The organism is Streptomyces sp. NPDC088910, assembly GCF_044749865.1.
Classification (GTDB): domain Bacteria; phylum Actinomycetota; class Actinomycetes; order Streptomycetales; family Streptomycetaceae; genus Actinacidiphila.
This window is the reverse complement of the sequence record NZ_JBIVIV010000001.1, coordinates 187,254-206,077: the sequence shown is the minus strand read 5'-3', so window position 1 is coordinate 206,077 and position 18,824 is coordinate 187,254. Positions and strand designations below refer to the sequence as shown.

The 18,824-nt window shown below is 71.1% G+C and carries 11 protein-coding genes; 4 read left to right on the top strand and 7 right to left on the bottom strand.

What is annotated here, in order from left to right:
- The first annotated feature begins 17 nt into the window (after positions 1-17).
- Positions 18-3,044, top strand: a complete 3,027-nt coding sequence (locus ACIP4Z_RS00860; RefSeq protein ID WP_391043770.1) for a bifunctional [glutamine synthetase] adenylyltransferase/[glutamine synthetase]-adenylyl-L-tyrosine phosphorylase — start codon at positions 18-20, stop codon at positions 3,042-3,044.
- A gap of 565 nt (positions 3,045-3,609) precedes the next feature.
- On the opposite strand, the gene ACIP4Z_RS00855 is transcribed toward ACIP4Z_RS00860, so the two are convergent.
- Complete coding sequence (locus ACIP4Z_RS00855) at positions 3,610-3,885, bottom strand: winged helix-turn-helix transcriptional regulator (protein ID WP_391044258.1); 276 nt, start codon at positions 3,883-3,885, stop codon at positions 3,610-3,612.
- A 159-nt stretch (positions 3,886-4,044) separates the two neighbouring features.
- Between ACIP4Z_RS00855 and ACIP4Z_RS00850 the strand changes: the two genes are divergently transcribed.
- Positions 4,045-4,884 carry a thioesterase family protein gene (locus ACIP4Z_RS00850; RefSeq protein WP_401303948.1) on the top strand — a complete coding sequence of 280 codons (840 nt, stop codon included), beginning with the start codon at positions 4,045-4,047 and terminating at the stop codon, positions 4,882-4,884.
- On the opposite strand, the gene ACIP4Z_RS00845 is transcribed toward ACIP4Z_RS00850, so the two are convergent.
- The 6 genes from ACIP4Z_RS00845 to ACIP4Z_RS00820 all read right to left on the bottom strand — a co-directional run bounded on the left by ACIP4Z_RS00845 (position 4,872) and on the right by ACIP4Z_RS00820 (position 12,225).
- Positions 4,872-5,768 carry a phosphatase PAP2 family protein gene (locus ACIP4Z_RS00845; protein WP_401303945.1) on the bottom strand — a complete coding sequence of 299 codons (897 nt, stop codon included), beginning with the start codon at positions 5,766-5,768 and terminating at the stop codon, positions 4,872-4,874. The two genes, ACIP4Z_RS00850 and ACIP4Z_RS00845, sit on opposite strands and share 13 nt — an antisense overlap.
- Before the next feature lie 37 nt (positions 5,769-5,805).
- Positions 5,806-6,897, bottom strand: a complete 1,092-nt coding sequence (locus ACIP4Z_RS00840) for a LacI family DNA-binding transcriptional regulator (protein WP_401303942.1) — start codon at positions 6,895-6,897, stop codon at positions 5,806-5,808.
- Between the two features lie 34 nt (positions 6,898-6,931).
- Positions 6,932-8,785 (bottom strand): glycoside hydrolase family 13 protein, encoded by a 1,854-nt coding sequence (locus tag ACIP4Z_RS00835; RefSeq protein WP_401303940.1) that lies wholly within the window; start codon positions 8,783-8,785, stop codon positions 6,932-6,934.
- 104 nt (positions 8,786-8,889) lie between these two features.
- Complete coding sequence (locus ACIP4Z_RS00830) at positions 8,890-9,810, bottom strand: sugar ABC transporter permease (RefSeq protein ID WP_401303938.1); 921 nt, start codon at positions 9,808-9,810, stop codon at positions 8,890-8,892.
- A 13-nt stretch (positions 9,811-9,823) separates the two neighbouring features.
- Positions 9,824-10,804 carry a carbohydrate ABC transporter permease gene (locus tag ACIP4Z_RS00825; protein ID WP_188283291.1) on the bottom strand — a complete coding sequence of 327 codons (981 nt, stop codon included), beginning with the start codon at positions 10,802-10,804 and terminating at the stop codon, positions 9,824-9,826.
- A 122-nt stretch (positions 10,805-10,926) separates the two neighbouring features.
- Positions 10,927-12,225, bottom strand: coding sequence for an extracellular solute-binding protein (locus ACIP4Z_RS00820; RefSeq protein WP_355334402.1), 1,299 nt, complete (start codon positions 12,223-12,225; stop codon positions 10,927-10,929).
- 450 nt (positions 12,226-12,675) lie between these two features.
- Here ACIP4Z_RS00820 and pulA point away from each other — a divergent pair, with 450 nt between their 5' ends.
- Complete coding sequence (gene pulA / locus ACIP4Z_RS00815) at positions 12,676-18,141, top strand: pullulanase-type alpha-1,6-glucosidase (RefSeq protein WP_401303933.1); 5,466 nt, start codon at positions 12,676-12,678, stop codon at positions 18,139-18,141.
- Positions 18,142-18,298: 157 nt separating this feature from the next.
- Positions 18,299-18,811, top strand: a complete 513-nt coding sequence (locus tag ACIP4Z_RS00810) for a GNAT family N-acetyltransferase (protein WP_391043789.1) — start codon at positions 18,299-18,301, stop codon at positions 18,809-18,811.
- Positions 18,812-18,824 lie beyond the last annotated feature (13 nt).

Here is an 18,824-nt window from a genome sequence, read left to right as displayed (position 1 = left end):
ACCCGCCGGGAGGGCCGATGCAGGGACGCCGGAGCAGTACGTTCACGCGGCTGCTGCGGCACGGCTTCACGGACCCGGCGGCGGCCGAGCGGCTGCTGGAGCTGCCCGAGCTGTCGACGGTCAGGACGGACCCGGTGCTGCTGGAGGCGCTGGGCGCGACGGCCGACCCCGACCAGGCGCTGATCAGCCTGGTACGCCTCACGGAGGCGCTGGACCCGGCGGAGCGGCGCACGCTGCTGGACACCGTCATGACGGCGAAGCCGCTGCGCGACCGCCTGCTGGGCATCCTCGGCGCCTCCGAGGCCCTCGGCGACCACCTCGCCCGGCACCCCGCCCACTGGCACGCGCTGGTGATGTACGAGTCCGCCGACCTGCACCCGGGCGTCGCCGACTTCGTCCGGGCCCTCTCGGGCGCCGACACCCCCGACGCGCTGCGCGTCGCCTACCGCCGCTGCCTGCTCGGCATCGCCGCCCGCGACGTGTGCGGCACCAGCGACCTGGTGCGTACCGCCGCGGAACTGGCCGACCTCGCCACCGCCACCCTGCGCGCCGCGCTGGCGATAGCCGCAGCCGAGAGCCCGCAGGACGCCGCCGTCTGCCGGCTGTCCGTCATCGGCATGGGCAAGTGCGGCGGCCACGAGCTGAACTACGTCTCCGACGTCGACGTCGTCTACGTGGCGGAACCGGCCGAGGAGACGGCGGGCCAGGAGGACGCGGAGGGCACCGCCGTACGCGCCGCCACCCGGCTGGCCGCCCGGATGATGCGGATCTGCTCCGACACCACCGCCGAGGGCACGATCTGGCCGGTCGACGCCAATCTGCGGCCCGAGGGCAAGAACGGGCCGCTGGTCCGTACGCTCTCCAGCCACCTCGCCTACTACCGGCGGTGGGCGAAGACCTGGGAGTTCCAGGCGCTGCTCAAGGCCAGGCCGGTCGCCGGGGACGAGGCGCTCGGCGAGGAGTACCTGGCCGCGATCCGCCCGCTGGTCTGGCAGGCCGCCGAGCGCGAGAACTTCGTCACCGACGTGCAGCAGATGCGCCGCCGCGTCGTGGAGAACATCCCCGCCGCCCAGATCGACCGCGAGCTGAAGCTCGGCCCCGGCGGCCTGCGCGACGTCGAATTCGCCGTGCAGCTCCTCCAGCTCGTGCACGGCCGCACCGATCCGTCGCTGCGCAGCGGCACCACGCTGACCGCGCTCGCCGACCTCGCCGCGGGCGGCTACGTCGGCCGCACCGACGCCGCCGCGCTCGACGACGCCTACCGCTTCCTGCGGCTGATGGAACACCGCATCCAGCTCCAGAAGATGCGCCGCACCCACCTCGTCCCCGACGACCAGGCGGGACTGCGCCGCCTCGGCCGCGGCCTGGGCTTCCGCGCCGACCCGGTCGCCGAGCTGAACCGGGAGTGGAAGCGGCACGCCATGGAGGTACGGCGGCTGCACGAGAAGCTGTTCTACCGGCCGCTGCTGGACGCGGTCGCCCAGCTCGGCGGCGAGGAGACCCGGCTCAGCACCGACGCGGCCCGCCAGCGCCTCCAGGCGCTCGGATACGCCGACCCGGCCGCCGCCGTCCGCCACCTGGAGGCGCTGGCCAGCGGCGTGAGCCGCAAGGCCGCCATCCAGCGCACGCTGCTTCCGGTGCTGCTCGGCTGGTTCGCGGACTCCGCCGACCCCGACGCCGGGCTGCTCGGCTTCCGCAAGGTCTCCGACGCGCTCGGCAAGACCCCCTGGTACCTGCGGCTGCTGCGCGACGAGGGCGCGGCGGCGCAGCGGCTGGCCCGCGTGCTCTCCTCCGGGCGGCTCGCCCCCGACCTGCTGATGCGCGCCCCCGAGGCGGTCGCGCTGCTCGGCGCCGCCGACGGTCTCGTGCCGCGCGACCACGCCGCCCTGGAGCAGGAGGTGCTGGCCGCCGTCGGCCGCGCCGACACCCCCGAGCAGGCCATCGCCTCGGTACGGGGAGTACGCCGCCGCGAGCTGTTCCGTACCGCCGCCGCCGACCTCATCGACACCTACGGCGACGACGAGGAGGCCCAGGAGGAGACGCCCGACGAGCCGCCGGACCCCGCCGCGCTGGTCGACCGCGTCGGCACCGCCATCTACGGGCTCACCGCCGCGACGCTCGCGGGCGCGCTGCGCGCCGCCGTCAACCACGTCACTGGCAACGACGCGCACCCGCTGCCCACCCGTTTCGCCGTCATCGGCATGGGCCGCTTCGGCGGCCGGGAGCTGGCCTACGGCTCGGACGCCGACGTGCTCTTCGTCCACGAACCGCTCGACGGCGCGGACGAGGGCGAGGCCACCCGCGCCGCGCTCGCCGTCGCCGACGAGCTGCGCCGCCTGCTCCAGATCCCCACCGCGGACCCGCCGCTGCTGGTCGACGCCGATCTGCGGCCCGAGGGCAAGAGCGGGCCCATGGTCCGCAGCCTCGCGTCGTACGCCGCCTACTACCGGCGCTGGGGGCTGATCTGGGAGAACCAGGCGCTGCTGCGCGCCCTGCCGGTCGCGGGCGACGCGGATCTCGGGGCGCGGTTCACCGCCCTGGTCGACCCGCTGCGGTACCCGGAGAACGGCCTCGAAGAAGAGGCGGTCCGCGAGATACGGCGCCTGAAGGCCCGGATGGAGACCGAGCGGCTGCCGCGCGGCGCCGACCCCACGACGCACGCCAAGCTCGGGCGCGGCGGGCTGTCCGACGTCGAGTGGACGATTCAGCTCGTGCAGCTCCAGCACGCGGGGCGGCTGCCCGCCCTGCGCACCACCGGCACCCGCCCGGCCCTCGCCGCGGCCCGCGAGGCCGGGCTCATCGACCCCGAGGACGCCGCCGTCCTCGACGACGCCTGGGTTCTCGCCACCCGCGTCCGCAACGCCGTCATGCTCGTCCGCGGCCGCCCCGGCGACACCTTCCCCAGCGACGGCCGCGAACTCGCCGCCGTCGGCCGCTACCTGGGCTACCCGCCCGGCCACGTCGGCGACATGCTGGAGGACTACCGCCGCCGCACCCGCCGCGCCCGCGCCGTCGTCGAACGCCTCTTCTACGCCTACGAGTAGCCCGCCTCGGACCGCCTCGGGTCGGCTCGGGTCGGGCGGGCTCGGGTCGTGCGTGGGTCGGGGGCCGGGGGCTGCGGGAGAGGGGTTCGAAATCGGTATATTTACGGCGCTTCTGGTACTCCCTATCCGGTGACCTCTCCTGCGCCACAAATATCCGGCAGCATTTCGCACCCCTCCCCCTCCGCCCCCAACCCCCTCCACCCCCGGATGTGGGGAAGGGGGGCGGAACGGCGGGGCGCCCTCACGGTCTTGGACACCCGTCCACCCGCGGACCGTGTGAGGGTGCCACCCGCCCAGCCCCCGGGCGGAGGACGCTCGGGGCGCCCTCACGGTCCTTGCCACCCACCCCGGCCACCCCCACCGGACCGTCGGACGCCGACGTACCGGGAGGGGACGGGCCGGGGTGCCCCCGCAGAAATGCGGTGACAAGAAGGGCACTGGATACCCACGACCAGGTAGCCGCATTTCGAGGAGGTACCCCGGACCGGCACCGACCCAGGCACAAGCGGCACCCGCAGACGACAAAGCACCCGCACGGGTGGGCGGGCGGGCAAGAACACCCCACTTAGTCGGAAAGCGTCTCCGCCCACGTACGAGACCAGTGATCCAACGGCGCGATGGCCTCGGCCAGCCCCGCCCCGAGAGGCGTAAGCCCGTAACGCCCCTGATCCCCCTGCGCGAGCAGCCCGGCCGCGGCCAACTCCCGCAACCGCTGATAAAGAACGCTGGGCGACATCGCGTCGCACCGTTCACGCAGGTCACGCGCGCCGACCGGCCCGTCCCGCAGCTCCCAGAGAATGCGCAGCGCCCAGCGCCGCCCCAGCAGATCGAGCGCGGCCATCAGGGGCCGCCCGGTGCGCGAGCCACGGACCTCGCCGCCCGGCCGGGGGCCACCGGTGCCACCCTCCATCCGACCCTCCTTGACGCTTCTGATTCCGAAATCATACGGTGGTGCCAGGCGTTACGGAATGCGAAACGTACACGAGCCGGAGGAGCAGGGATGGGCGAGCCGACCGCTTTCTACGAGCCCGACCCGGACGGGTCCTTCGTGGCGACGGACGCCACCCAGGGCCCCTGGTCGCCCGACCTCCAGCACGGCGGCCCGCCCAGCGCGCTGCTGGTCCGCGAGTTCGAGGCCCTGATCGCGGCGACGGCACGGGACGGCGACTCCGACAGCGACTCCGAGGGCCACCCCGACGGCCACCTCGCGAAAATCGCCATGGACTTCCACGGCCCCGTCCCCGTCGGCCCGGTCCGCGTCCGCGCCTCCGTCCTCAAGCCCGGCAGGCGCGCCCAGCTCCTCGCGGGCGAGCTGAGCGTCGAGGGCCGGGTCGTCCTGTCGGCCCGCGCCTGGTGGCGCCGCCGCTCACCCGGCCTCGTACCGGACGTCCCCGTCCAGGCCGCGCCGCTGCCGGACCCCGACGACGTCGTCCCGGCCGACCCGCTCCCCGGCCACTTGGACCATGGCTGGATCGCGTCCATGGACTACCGCTACCTCGCCGGATTCGTCACGACGCCGGGACCGGCCACGGTGTGGGTGCGCCCGAAGTTCCCGCTCGTCGCGGGCGAGACGACCTCCGGCACCCAGCGGGCCGTCCTCGTCTCGGACGGCGCCAGCGGCTTCAGCGCCGCGCTGGACTTCCGCACCCACCTGTTCAGCAACCTCGACCTCGTGCTGAGCTTCCTGCGTCCGCCGGTCGGCCCCTGGGTGGCACTGGACGCCGTGTCAGCCCTGGACGGGGCGGGCGGGGGTACGACCAGCACCCGCCTCGCCGACACCGCCGGTTACCACGGCTTCGCGCTCCAGACGCTGTACGTGGCGCCGCATCACGCCGTCTGAGGGTCAGACGCTCGGGCCGACACCGCGTCCACCGGCTGGCGCGGCATCCGGTACAGCCAGCGCCCGTAGACCAGGTACGAGATCCCGTAACCGACCGCCAGGCACACCACACCGCCGACCGCGTCCAGCCAGAAGTGGTTGCCGGTGGAGATGATGACCGTGAGGGTGAACACCGGGTACAGCGCGCCCAGCGCCTTCGCCCAGGTGTGCTTGGCCAGTATCGCGATGGTGATCCCGCACCACAGGGACCAGCCGATGTGCATCGACGGCATGGCCGCGTACTGGTTCGACACATGCGCCAGATTGCCCGAGGACAGCGAGCCCCAGGTGTGGTGCACCTCGACGGTGTCGATGAAGCCGCCGCCCGTCATCAGCCGGGGCGGCGCCAGCGGGTAGAAGTAGAAGCCGACCAGGGCCATGGCGGTGGTCACGAAGAGCACCAGACGGGCCGGGCCGTACCGCCCCGGATGGCGGCGGTAGAGCCACACCAGCACACCGATGGTGATGATGAAGTGCAGCGTGGCGTAGTAGTAGTTCATGATGACGATCAGCCAGGTCGCCGAATTCACGGCGTGGTTGACGGACCGTTCGATCGCCAGACCGAGGTGGTTCTCGAAGGACCACACCGACGCGGCGTGTCGCAGGGCGACGGCCTTCTGCTCCGGAACCGCGTTCCTGATCAGCGAGTACACCCAGTAACTGACGCCGATCAGCAGGATCTCGAACCAGAGCCGGGGTCTGCGGGGTGTGCGGATGCGCCTGATGAGGGTGTGGCGCGGCTCCGTGCGGGCCACGCCGGTCGCTCCATCCGGGGGAGTGGAACCGGTGGAGCGCGGCGAGGCGGTCGTACGGCCGCCCATAGTCTTCGCAGTCGGTTCCCCCATGGGACACCAGTCTGCCAGATTCGCCCCGTATCGCAGGTCAGCCTTCGGTCGAATCCTGCGTGCCGCCCGTCCCCCTTGAGGAGGGTTTCTGTGCGGGCACGGGCGTGTTCCGCGCGGCCGGCGCGGCGGCTGTTGAACCTCGAACGACCAGCTCGGGCAGGAAGACGAATTCGCTGTGCGGCGCCGGCGTGCCCCCGATCTCCTCCAGCAGCGCGTTCACCGCGGCCTGGCTCATCGCCGCGACCGGCTGCCTGATGGTGGTCAGCGGCGGATCGGTGAAGGCGATCAGCGGCGAGTCGTCGTAACCGACCACCGAGACGTCCTCCGGCACCGACAGGCCCTGCTGCCTGGCCGCCCGGATCGCGCCGAGCGCCATCATGTCCGACGCGCAGACGATCGCGGTGCAGCCCGAGGCGATCAGCGCCGTGGCCGCCGCCTGACCGCCCTCCAGCGTGTACAGCGAGTGCTGGACCAGTGTCTGCGCCTCGTCCTCCGCCATGCCCAGCACGTCCGCCATGGACGCCGTGAAGCCCTCGATCTTGCGCTGTACGGGGACGTACCGTTTCTGCCCGACGGCCAGGCCGATCCTGCGGTGGCCGAGCGCCGCGAGATGGGTGACGGCCAGCCGGACCGCGTCCCGGTCGTCCGGCGACACGAACGGCGCGTCGACCTTCTCCGAGAAGCCGTTGATCAGCACGAACGGCACGCCCTGGCCCTGGAGCCTGGCGTAGCGCTCCATGTCGGCGGCCGAGTCGGCGTGCAGACCGGAGACGAAGATGATCCCGGCGACCCCCCGCTCGACCAGCATCTCCACCAGTTCGTCCTCGGTGGACCCGCCGGGCGTCTGGGTGGCGAGCACCGGGGTGTACCCCTGGCGGGTCAGCGCCTGTCCGATGATCTGCGCGAACGCGGGGAAGATCGGATTCAGCAGCTCGGGGGTGATCAGCCCGACCAGTCCGGCGCTGCGCTGGCGCAGCCGGACCGGCCGCTCGTACCCCAGGAGGTCGAGCGCGGCCAGTACGGATTCACGGGTGGTCGTGGAGACACCGGGTTTGCCGTTGAGTACCCGGCTGACCGTCGCTTCACTGACCCCCGCCTGGGCTGCGATGTCAGCGAGCCGCGCGGTCACAGCACCGGATGCTAGGGGACGGAACGCCACCACGTCAGATCGCCCACCAAATTGCCGTGTCTGCGGAGATAGTCAGCTCAATGCTGCCATTCTCCGTGTTCGGGACGCCCGCCGTCGAGCCGCCGCTGACATCGCTGTCACCGCTGACGTTACCGCCGCCGGAGCCGGAGCCGGAGCCGCTGCCGGAACCGGAGCCAGTGGCAGTGCCAGTGCCCGCGTGCAGGCCGCTGTCGCTGGACAGCAGCATCCGCCCGGGGCCGGGAAGCGTCACCGTCACCGGCTCGCGGGTCAGGTTGACGGCGCAGACGAAGCTCCCGGCGCCGGGCTCGTCCCCGCCGCCCCTGCGGAAGGCCAGTACGCCCTCGGGCGCGTCCAGCCACGTCACCGCGGCGCCCGCGCCCAGCGCCGGGTGCTCCCGGCGCACCGCCAGGGCCGCCCGGTACAGCTCGAGGGTCGACGCCGGGTCGCCCGTCTGCGCCTCGACGCTCAGGCCCGCCCAGCTCTTCGGCTGCGGCAGCCAGCTCGGCCCGCCCGCCGGACCGAAGCCGTACGGCGCCTCGTCGCCCGACCACGGGATCGGCACCCGGCAGCCGTCGCGGAAGCCGTCCTGCCCGGCCGCGCGGAAGAACGACGGGTCCTGCCGTACCTCGTCCGGCAGGTCCGTCACGTCCGGCAGGCCCAGCTCCTCGCCCTGGTAGAGATACGCAGAACCCGGCAGCGCCAGCATCAGCACGACCGCCGCCCGCGCCCTGCGCAGCCCCAACTCCCGGTCACCCGGCTCACGTTGCTGCGTCCCCAGCTCAGGCGGGTTGCCGAAGCGCGTCGCGTGCCGGGTCACGTCGTGGTTGGACAGCACCCACGTGGCGGGCGCGCCCACCGCGCTCATCGCGGTCAGCGACTTGTCGATGACCTTGCGCAGCTCCGGCGCGTCCCAAGGGGTGCTCAGATACTCGAAGTTGAACGCCTGGTGCAGCTCGTCCGGGCGCAGGTAGAGCGCGGCCCGCTCGATCGTCGGCGTCCACGCCTCGGCGACCGCGATCCGGTCTCCCGCGTACTCGTCCAGGATGCGGCGCCAGCCGCGGTAGATCTCGTGCACACCGTCCTGGTCGAAGTACGGCATCGCCGCCGTGCCCAGCAGCGTGAGCTGCTCCGCGTGCCCGATGTCCGGCAGGCCATCGGCCTTCACCAGGCCGTGCGCGACGTCGATCCGGAAGCCGTCGGTGCCCAGGTCCAGCCAGAAGCGCAGCACGGAGCGGAACTCGTCGTGCACCGCCGGGTGGTTCCAGTTGAAGTCGGGCTGCTCGGGCGCGAACAGGTGCAGGTACCACTCGCCGGGCGTGCCGTCCGGGTTGAGCGTACGGGTCCAGGCCGGGCCGCCGAAGATGGACTCCCAGTCGTTGGGCGGCAGTTCGCCGTCCGCGCCCTTGCCGGGCAGGAAGTGGAAGCGGTCCCGCAGCGGCGAGCCCGGTCCCTCGTGCAGCGCCCGCTTGAACCACTCGTGCTGGTCCGAGCAGTGGTTGGGCACCAGGTCCACGATGACCTTCAGGCCCAGCGCGTGCGCGGCCCTGATCAGGTCGTCGGCGTCGGTGAGGCTGCCGAACATCGGGTCGACGGCCCGGTAGTCGGCCACGTCGTACCCCGCGTCGGCCTGCGGGGAGGCGTAGAACGGCGACAGCCACACCGCGTCCACACCCAGCTCGCGCAGGTACGGCAGCCGGGCGGTGATCCCGGGCAGGTCGCCCATGCCGTCGCCGTTGCCGTCGGCGAAGCTGCGCGGATAGACCTGGTAGATGACCGCGTCGCGCCACCAGTCTCTGCGCTCCGCCCCGGCGTCGCCAGCGGCGTCGGCAGTGGCGGAGCTGGGCGCGTGGGTGAGGTGCTGGCTCATGGCTTCCTTCATTGTTCCGGGCCTTCGGCGGCGGGGGAACGACAACTGGCTTACGTACGTGGTGCGGTGCGGACGGTCGGGCCCTCGCGGGGCCCTCGCGGGCCTCAGCCCTTGGTGCCTCCGGCGGTGAGGCCGGCCACCAGGTGGCGCTGGACGAGCAGGAAGACGATGCCCGCGGGGATCGCGATTACGACCGAGGCGGCGGTCATGCTGCCCCAGTCGGCGCGCTGGTCGGAGGCGAAGGTGCGGATGCCCGCCGCCAGCGTGGAGTGCTTGTTGCTCATGAACTGGCTGGAGTAGGCGACTTCGCCCCACGCGGTGAGGAAGCTGTAGAAGGCGGTGACCGCGAGGCCCGGCCGGGCCAGCGGCACGATCAGCCGCCAGAAGGTGCCGAACGGGGTCAGGCCGTCCACCCGGCCCGCCTCGTCGATGTCGCGCGGGATCGTGTCGAAGTACCCCTTGAGCATCCAGGCGCAGAAGGGCACCGAGATCGTGCAGTAGACCAGCACCAGGCCGAGGTAGGTGTCGATCAGGTCGAGCTGCGCCATCAGGTTGTACAGCGGCACGATCAGCACGGCCACCGGGAACATCTGCGTGATCAGGAAGGTCCACATCAGCGACTTGTGCCCGGGGAACTTCATCCGGGAGATCGCGTATCCGGCGCTGGAGGCGATCAGCACGCCGAGCACCGTGGTGGCCGCGGCCACGATCACCGAGTTGAGGAACCACTTGGGGAAGTTGGTGTGGAAGAGCACGAACCGGTAGTTGCCCAGGCTCAGATGGCGCATGACCTCGCCGGGCTGCTGCCACGAGGTGCTGGGGCCCAGCGAGATGAAGACGATCCACAGCACGGGGAAGACCGCGACGGCGCTCGCCAGCAGCAAGGTGGCGTGCAGCGCGAGCGAGGCGCCGCGGCTGCGGGTGCCGCGCGGGCGGTACTTGCGGCGCGCGGCGGACCCGGGGGCCGCGCCGGTACGGGCGGCGGGGGCGGTGGCGGCCGGGCCGCTGTGGGTGGTGGCACTCATGGTGATCCGGCTCCTATGCCTGCTCGGACTTCAACTGGCGGCGGTAGAAGGTGGAGAAGGCCACAAGGATGAGGAGGATGACGATGCCGTAGGCCGCGGCGCCCGAATAGTCGGACACTCCGGTGAACGCCTTCTCGTAGGCGTACGTCACCAGGATGTCGGTGTCCCCTGTGGTGTTGTTGCCGAGCAGCAGGAAGATGATCGGGAACATGTTGAACGTCCACACGGTGCTCAGCAGGATCACCGTGCTGGTGACCGGCCGCAGGCCCGGCAGCGTCACGTTGAGGAACCGCTGCAACGGCGTCGCGCCGTCCATCTCGGCCGCCTCGTACAGCTCGCTGGGTATGGACTGGAGGCCGCCCAGGGTCGCCACCATCATGAACGGCACGCCGCACCAGACGTTGACGATGATGACCGCGATCTTCTGCGCGAAGGGGGTGCCCAGCCAGTCCTGGGCGGGCATTCCCATGTGCGTGATGATGTCGTTGAAGACGCCGTACTGCGAGTTGAACATCAGCCGCCAGGCGAAGACGCCGATGAAGGCGGGGACCGCCCACGGCAGGATCAGCGCGAGCCGGTAGAAGAGGCGGAAGCGCACCGGGCGGTTGAGCAGCATCGCCATGCCGAGGCCGATGGCGTACGTGATCGCGACGCAGGACACGGTCCAGATGACCGTCCACTGGAGCCGCGGGTAGAAGTCGCCGTCCTTGCCGGAGATGATCTGCCAGTAGTTGTGCAGGCCCACGAAGTCGTACGTGGCGCCGATGTGGACCGGGCCGATGTCCTTGGCGACGTTCATCTCGGTCGCGTTGGTGAGCGACAGGTAGATGCCGTACACCAGCGGGTAGAGGACGAGCACGCCGATGACGATGAGCACCGGGGCGACCATCACCCAGGCGTACCAGTACTTGTCCCAGGACCGCCGCAGCGACGTCCTGAGGCCCGGCCGGGGGGCCTTGCCCCGGGCGGGGGTGTCCATGGTGGCGGTGGTCATCGCTCCTCGGCTCTGTCGGGTCTTGTGGCTGTTCAGGAGTGGACCGGACCGGCCGGCCGGGCGCGTGGGCCCCGCCTGTTCAGGTGGCGGGGCCCCGGCCGGCCGGCCCGGAGAAAAGGGGGCTACTGGACGGTGAATCCGGGCAGCAGCTTGCCGAACTCCTTCGCCGCCGTGTCGAGCCCGTCCTTCACGGAGGTCTCACCCTGAAGGATCTTGATGTACTGCTGCTGGAGCGGCGTGAACAGGCTGCCGACCTGGGGCAGCGCCACCCGCGGCCGGGCGGTGTCCATGATCGGCTTGAACCCGGCGATCTGCGGGTTCTTGGTGACCTCGGCGGTGTACGCGGACGTCCGCGTCGGCAGCGTGCCGTTCTTCAGCGCGATCTGCTGCTGGCTGCTGGAGGAGGTCATGAACTGCGTGAACAGGTACGACGCGTCCAGGTTCTTCGAGCCCTGGTAGACCGCCAGGTCGTGACCGCCGGTCGGCGCCAGCGCCTTGCCGGTCGAACCGGCCGGGACCGGCGCGTACCCCAGGTTGCTCTCCTTGCCCTGGAAGGCGCTGCCCGCCAGGTCGTCGCTGACCGACCAGGGGCCCTGGATCAGCATCGCGACCTTGCCGGTCTTGAAGGACGTCTGCATGTTGTCGTACGCGCTCGCGAAGTCGACCTTCAGCGAGGAGGTGTCGTAGACCTCCTTGGCCTTGGTCACCGCCTTGACCGCCTCGGGCGAGTTGATCGTGATCTTCTTGCCCGCCGGGTCCGCCAGGTCGGCGCCCTCGCCGAACAGCAGCGGGAACAGGAAGTACGAGTCCGGGTTCACGTACGTGCCCGCGACCCCCGGCACCTTCTCCTTGATCGTCTTGGAGTCCGCGATCAGCTCGTCCCACGTCTTCGGCGGCGCCGCGATCCCCGCCTTCGCGAAGATGTCCTTGTTGTAGAGCAGCCCCAGCGTGTCCGTCACCGACGGCACCCCGTAGGTCTTCCCGTCGTACTTCGTCGTGTTCAGCGGCCCCGCCAGGAAGTCGTCGGCGTCCGTCAGCGCGGCCGTGCCGTCCAGCGGCGCGATGTAGTGCAGCGACGCGTACTCCGGGATCAGGCCGACGTCCGCCCTGATCACGTCCGGCGCGCCCTTGCCGCTCTGCGCCGCCGCCTTGAACTTCTGCTCCACCGTGGTGAAGTCCACGTTCTGGTAGTTCACCTTGATCTTCGGGTACTTCGCCTCGAAGTCCGCGATCAGCGCCTTGTACGTCGGAGCCTCGTTCTTCGCGTCCGAGGTGTCCCAGTACGTGATCGACCCGGTCACCGCCGCCGGGTCCTTCGCCGCCGACGCCTTGTCATCCTTGCTGTCACTGCTACCGCCACAGGCGGTCACCCCGAGAACGATGGCCGCGGCCATCGCCACGGCGGATATGCCGCGTCGCATACCTGACTCCTTGAAGAGGGAAGTGCCCGTTCGCCCAGATCCGACTGGCTCCACTGCTCGGGCTGGGCAGGAACGTAACAGCGATGCAATCCCTTGCGAAAGTCCTTGCAAGCAACTTTCTGCAAGAACCCTTCCGATGTGACGAACGCGTTACCACCGTGCGACACCCGCTCGGGGAGGCGGAACGCGGTGCGGACCGCGGACGGCCGGGGGGTGCCGGACGGCGGGAAGACCTGTACGGAAGGGGAGTTGAGGAGCGTTACCCGGCGTATCGCATGCTGGAATCCCTTACAAGGTCTTGCTGTAAGCCTCCCCGCGGGGATACGGTCCCGGTCAAGTTCGTTCCGGCGCCGATGCCGGAGCTGCACCGGGTTTTCATGCGCGTGGGGCCCCGGCGCGAGGCTGTCCCCTTTCCGCCGTCAGGCGGAGTAGTCGCAAGGAGAACCGCCCGTGGCCCTGCCGTTCAGGCTGCCCGCGTACCGGTCGCGGACCGGTAGACGTATCAGAAGCACCGCCGTCGCCACGGCGCTCGCCGCGCTCGTGGCGCTGGTCGTACCGGCCGCGTCCGCACACGGCGTGCCCGCCCCGCCGCCACCGCCGTCGGACAAGGCGCTCGCCGGGCAGGCCGCGCGGCACGACGCCACGCGGGAGCAGTTCTACTTCGTGATGCCGGACCGCTTCGCCAACGGGGACAAGGCCAACGACAAGGGCGGTCTGACCGGCGGCAGGCTGACCACCGGGTACGACCCCACGGACAAGGGGTTCTACCAGGGCGGTGACCTCAAGGGCCTGACGCAGAAGCTGGATTACATCAAGGGCCTGGGCACCACCGCGATCTGGATGGCCCCGATCTTCAAGAACCGGCCGGTGCAGGGCACGGGCACGGACGCCAGCGCCGGGTACCACGGCTACTGGATCACGGACTTCACCCAGGTGGACCCGCACTTCGGGACCAACGACGACCTGCGCAGGCTGATCACCGCGGCGCACGCCAAGGGCATGAAGATCTTCTTCGACGTGATCACCAACCACACGGCCGACGTCATCGGCAACGCGGAGAACACGTACACCTACCTGTCCAAGGGCGCGTTCCCGTACCTCGCCGCGGACGGCACCCCCTTCGACGACAGCACCTACGCCGACGGCGGGAACGGCGCCGGGAAGGCGACGTTCCCGAAGGTCACGACCGCGTCGTTCCCGCGCACGCCCATCGTGCCCGCGGACCAGAGGAACGCGAAGGTGCCGGCCTGGCTCAACGACCCGACGATGTACCACAACCGCGGCGACTCGACCTTCGCGGGCGAGAGCGCCGACCAGGGCGACTTCAGCGGCCTGGACGACCTGTGGACCGAGCGGCCCGAGGTCGTCAGCGGCATGGAGCGGATCTACGAGAAGTGGGTCAAGGACTTCGCGATCGACGGCTTCCGCATCGACACGGTCAAGAACGTCGACCTGCCGTTCTGGACGCAGTGGGCGACCGCGCTGGACGACTACGCGGCCAGGCACGGCCGGCCGAACTTCTTCATGTTCGGCGAGACGTACTCCGCCGACCCGGCGATCACCTCGCCGTACGTCACGCAAGGCCGCCTCGACGCGACGCTCGACTTCCCCTTCCAGGACGCGGCCCGCGCCTACGCCTCGCAGGGCGCGGCGCCCGCGAAGCTCGCCGGGGTCTACGGCCAGGACTACCGCTACACGACGGACAAGGCCAACGCGTACGAGCAGGTCACCTTCCTCGGCAACCACGACATGGGCCGGATCGGCTCCTTCCTGAAGCAGGACAACCCGGCGGCGGACGACGCCGAGCTGGTGCGACGGGACCGGCTGGCCAATGAGGTGATGTTCCTCGGCCGCGGCAATCCCGTCGTCTACTACGGCGACGAGCAGGGCTTCACGGGCGCGGGCGGCGACAAGGACGCCCGGCAGACGATGTTCGCCTCCCAGGTCGCCGACTACCTCGACGACGACGAGATCGGTACGGCGCGCACGCACGCCGACGACGCGTACGACCCGACGCACCCGCTCTACCGCGCCATCGCCGCGCTGTCGAAGCTCACCAAGGACCACCCGGCGCTGCGCGACGGGGTCCAGACCGAGCGGTACGCGGAGCCCGGCACGGCGGCCGGTGTCTACGCGTACTCCCGCACGGACGCGAAGACGCGTGACGACTACCTGGTGGCGGTCAACAACGCGACGGCCGCGAAGACGGTCACGATCCCGGCTGCGGGCGCGGCGAAGGCCGCGTACCGGGCGCTGTACGGGACGACGGGGACGCTCACCACGGGCGGGGACGGTTCGCTCAAGGTGACGGTGCCCGCGCTGAGTTCGGTGGTCTACCAGGCCGCCAAGCCGCTGCCCGCGCCCACCGCGAAGCCGACGATCACGCTGGCCGCACCCGAGGCGGGCGCCACCGGCACCGTCGAGCTGACGGCCGACGTCAGCGGCGGCGGCCTCAACCGGGTCGTCTTCGCCGCCCAGACCGGCAACGCCACGTGGCAGGTGCTCGGTTCGGCCGACCACGCCCCGTACAAGGTGACGCAGACGATCGACCCGAAGACGGCGGCCGGAACGCCCGTACGCTACAAGGCCGTTGTGGTGGACGCCGCCGGACGTACGGCCGCGGCCACCGCCGCGACCAGCACCGGTACGACCCCGGTCACCCCGCCGCCCACCGCGATCAGCCACGACTACGCGGTGGTCCACTACCAGCGGACCGACGGCGACTACGCGGACTGGGGCCTGTACACCTGGGGCGACATCGCCGACGGCGAGGCCACCACGTACCCGGCGGGCCACGCCTTCACCGGCCGTGACGCGTACGGCGCCTTCGCCTATGTGAAGCTCAAGCCCGGCGCGTCCGATGTCGGCTTCATCGTCGTGAACAAGGACGGCGTCAAGGACACCGACGGCGACCGCGCGATCGACCTCACCGCGACCGGCGAGGTGTGGATCAAGCAGGGCAGCCCGGACGTGGCCACGACCGCGCCGGATGGCGCCTACCCGCCGCAGGACACCGGCAAGGCCGTCCTGCACTACCACCGCGCGGACGGCGACTACACCGGCTGGGGCCTGCACGTCTGGACCGGCGCGGCCACCCCCACCGACTGGTCCTCGCCCGTCAGGCCGGCCCGGATCGACTCCTACGGCGCGGTGTACGAGGTCCCGCTCGCCGCGGGCGCCACCTCGCTCAGCTACATCCTGCACAACGGCGACGCGAAGGACCTGCCCAGCGACCAGTCGCTCGACCTGACCGGGACCGGCCACGAGGTGTGGCTGCTCGGCGGCACGGAAAAGTATCTCCTGCCGCAACCCCAGGGATCAGGAGCTGACTTGGACCTCACCAAGTCGCAGGCCCAGTGGATCGACCGTGACACCGTCGCCTGGCAGACCTCCGCCGCGGCGGCGTCCCAGCAGCTCGTCTACGCGCCCGACGGCGGCATCACCGTCAAGGACGGCGCGCTGTCGAGCGAGGGCAAGTGGCTGCGGCTGACGAAGACCGCGACCGGTCTCACCGCCGCCCAGCTCGCCAAGTACCCGCAGCTCAAGGGGTATTCGGCCTTCACGATCGACCCGCGCGACCGGGCCCGCGCCACCGACGCGCTCAGCGGCCAGATCATCGCCACCCAACGCGCCGCCAACGGAGCCCTGTTGGCCGCGACGGGCGTCCAGACCCAGGGCGTGCTCGACGCGGTCTACGGCGCCGCCGCCGCGAAGGACACCCTCGGCCCGGTCTTCACGCACGGCACCCCGCGGCTGTCGCTGTGGGCGCCGACCGCGCACCGGGTGAGCGTGGAGATCGACGGCAGGACCGTACCGATGCGCCGGGACAAGGCCAGCGGCGTCTGGTCGGTGACCGGCAGCCGGTCGTGGACCGGGAAGACGTATCTCTACGACGTCACCGTCTGGGCGCCCAGCGTCCAAAAGCTCGTGGTCAACAAGGTCACCGACCCCTACTCGGTCGCGCTGACCACCGACTCCGAGCGCAGCCTGCTGGTCGACCTGGACGACCCGAAGCTCGCCCCCAAGGGCTGGGAGCGGCAGGCCAAACCGGCCGCGGCGCCGATCGGCCGGGCGCAGATCCAGGAGCTGCACATCCGCGACTTCTCGGTGGCCGACAGCACCGTCCCGGCCGCCGACCGCGGGAAATACGCCGCCTTCACCGACACCTCGTCCGCGGGCATGACCCACCTCAAGGCGCTCGCCGCGGCAGGCGTCAACTACGTCCACCTGCTGCCCGCCTTCGACTTCTCGACGGTGCCCGAACGCGAGCGGGACCAGGCGAAGCCCGCCTGCGACCTGGCCTCGTACGCGCCCGACAGCGAGCGGCAGCAGGCGTGCGTGACCGCGGCGGCGGCGAAGGACGCCTACAACTGGGGTTACGACCCGTACCACTTCACCGTGCCCGAGGGCTCCTACGCCAAGAACCCCGACGGGCCGCAGCGCACCACGGAATTCCGGCAGATGGTGCAGGGCCTCAACAACGCGGGCCTGCGCGTGGTCATGGACGTCGTCTACAACCACACCTCGGCGGCGGGCCAGGCCGACACCTCCGTCCTCGACAAGATCGTGCCCGGCTACTACCAGCGGCTGATGCCGGACGGCTCGGTCGCCACCTCCACCTGCTGCGCCAACACCGCGCCCGAGAACACCATGATGGGCAAGCTCGTCGTGGACTCGATCGTCACGTGGGCCAAGGAGTACAAGGTCGACGGCTTCCGCTTCGACCTGATGGGCCACCACCCCAAGGCGAACATCCTCGCCGTCCGCAAGGCCCTGGACGCGCTGACGCCCGGTCACGACGGCGTGGACGGGAAGAAGATCATCCTCTACGGGGAGGGCTGGAACTTCGGCGAGGTCGCCGACGACGCCCGCTTCGTCCAGGCCACCCAGGCCAACATGGCGGGCACCGGCATCGCGACCTTCTCCGACCGGGCGCGCGACGCCGTACGCGGCGGCAGTCCGTTCGACGAGGACCCCGGCGTGCAGGGCTTCGCCTCCGGCCTCTATACCGACCCCAACTCCTCGGTGAACAACGGCACGCCAGCCGAGCAGAAGGCCCGGCTGCTGCACTACCAGGACCTCATCAAGGTCGGACTCACCGGCAACCTCAAGGAGTTCGGCTTCACCGATTCGGCGGGCAAGCGGGTCACCGGAGCCGAGATCGACTACAACGGCGCACCCGCCGGATACGCCGACGCGCCGGGCGACGCCCTCGCCTATGTCGACGCCCACGACAACGAATCCCTCTACGACGCCCTCGCCTTCAAGCTCCCCGTCGGCACCTCGGCCGCCGACCGCGCCCGTATGCAGGTCGTCGCCGAGGCGACCGCCGCGCTCTCCCAGGGGCCCGCGCTCTACCAGGCGGGCTCGGACCTGCTGCGCTCCAAGTCCCTCGACCGCAACTCCTTCGACTCCGGGGACTGGTTCAACGCGATCCACTGGCAGTGCGCCGACGGCACCGGCTTCGGCCGGGGACTTCCCCCCGCGGCCGACAACCAGGCCAAGTGGCCGTACGCCAAACCGCTGTTGACGCAGCCCCAGCTCAGCCCTGGCTGCGCGCAGATCACCGCGGCCTCCGCCGCGTACCAGGATCTGCTGCGGATCCGCACCGCCGAGCCCGCCTTCCGGCTCGGCACCGCGGCCCAGGTCCAACAGCAGGTCTCCTTCCCGCTGTCGGGCCCCGACGAGACGCCCGGCGTCATCACCATGAAGGCCGGCGACCTGGTGATCGTCTTCAACGCGACGCCGACGACGCAGAAGCAGCGGGTGGAGGCGGCGCGCGGAACCTCGTACGCCCTGCACCCGGTGCAGGCGGCCGGGACCGACCCGGTCGTCAGGACCTCGACGTACGCGGCGGGGACCGGGACCTTCACCGTGCCGGGCCGGACGGTGGCGGTGTTCAGGACCGGTCGCTGAGGACCGTCGGGCGCCCGTGAGGGGAGCCCGCGATCCGGCCGTTTCCGCACTGAATCGCGGACGGCGGGAACCGCGGGCTCCCCTTGGCGCGTCAAGTTTTACGGCCGGGTCGTACGCCGGAGGGAACCAATGTTGCCCTGGATGCGTCCACGCCCATATGAGCTCCCCGCACATCAGGGTCCGCCCTGCCACGCCCGAAGACCTGAGCGCGATATCGGACATCCACGCCCGCGCCCGCGCCAGCTACTACGCGGGCCACCTCCCGGCCGAGGAGTACAGCGGCCCCGCGGAGCTGGAACGACAGCGCGTGGGGACGGCCAGGGCCATCTCCTCGGACGACCGGACCGTGCTGTGCGCGGTCAGGGACGACCGGGTGGTCGGCTTCGCCGTGCTCGCCGCCCGGCACGACGAGGACACCCTCTTCCACTTCCACATCGACCCCTCCGTCTGGCGCACCGGCACCGGCACCGCCCTGCACCGCGCCTGCGTCGCCGTCTGGCAGGCCGCGGGCCTCACCACCGCCCGCCTGGAGGTCTTCGCCCCCAACGCCCGCGCCCGCGCCTTCTACACCCACCAGGGCTGGCAGGAAGACGGCCGCACTGGCGACCACGTCCGCATGCGCCTCACCGTCCCCACCCCGGCCCCCACCCCCCAACCGGCCCACGAATAGCTCCGGCGGCCCC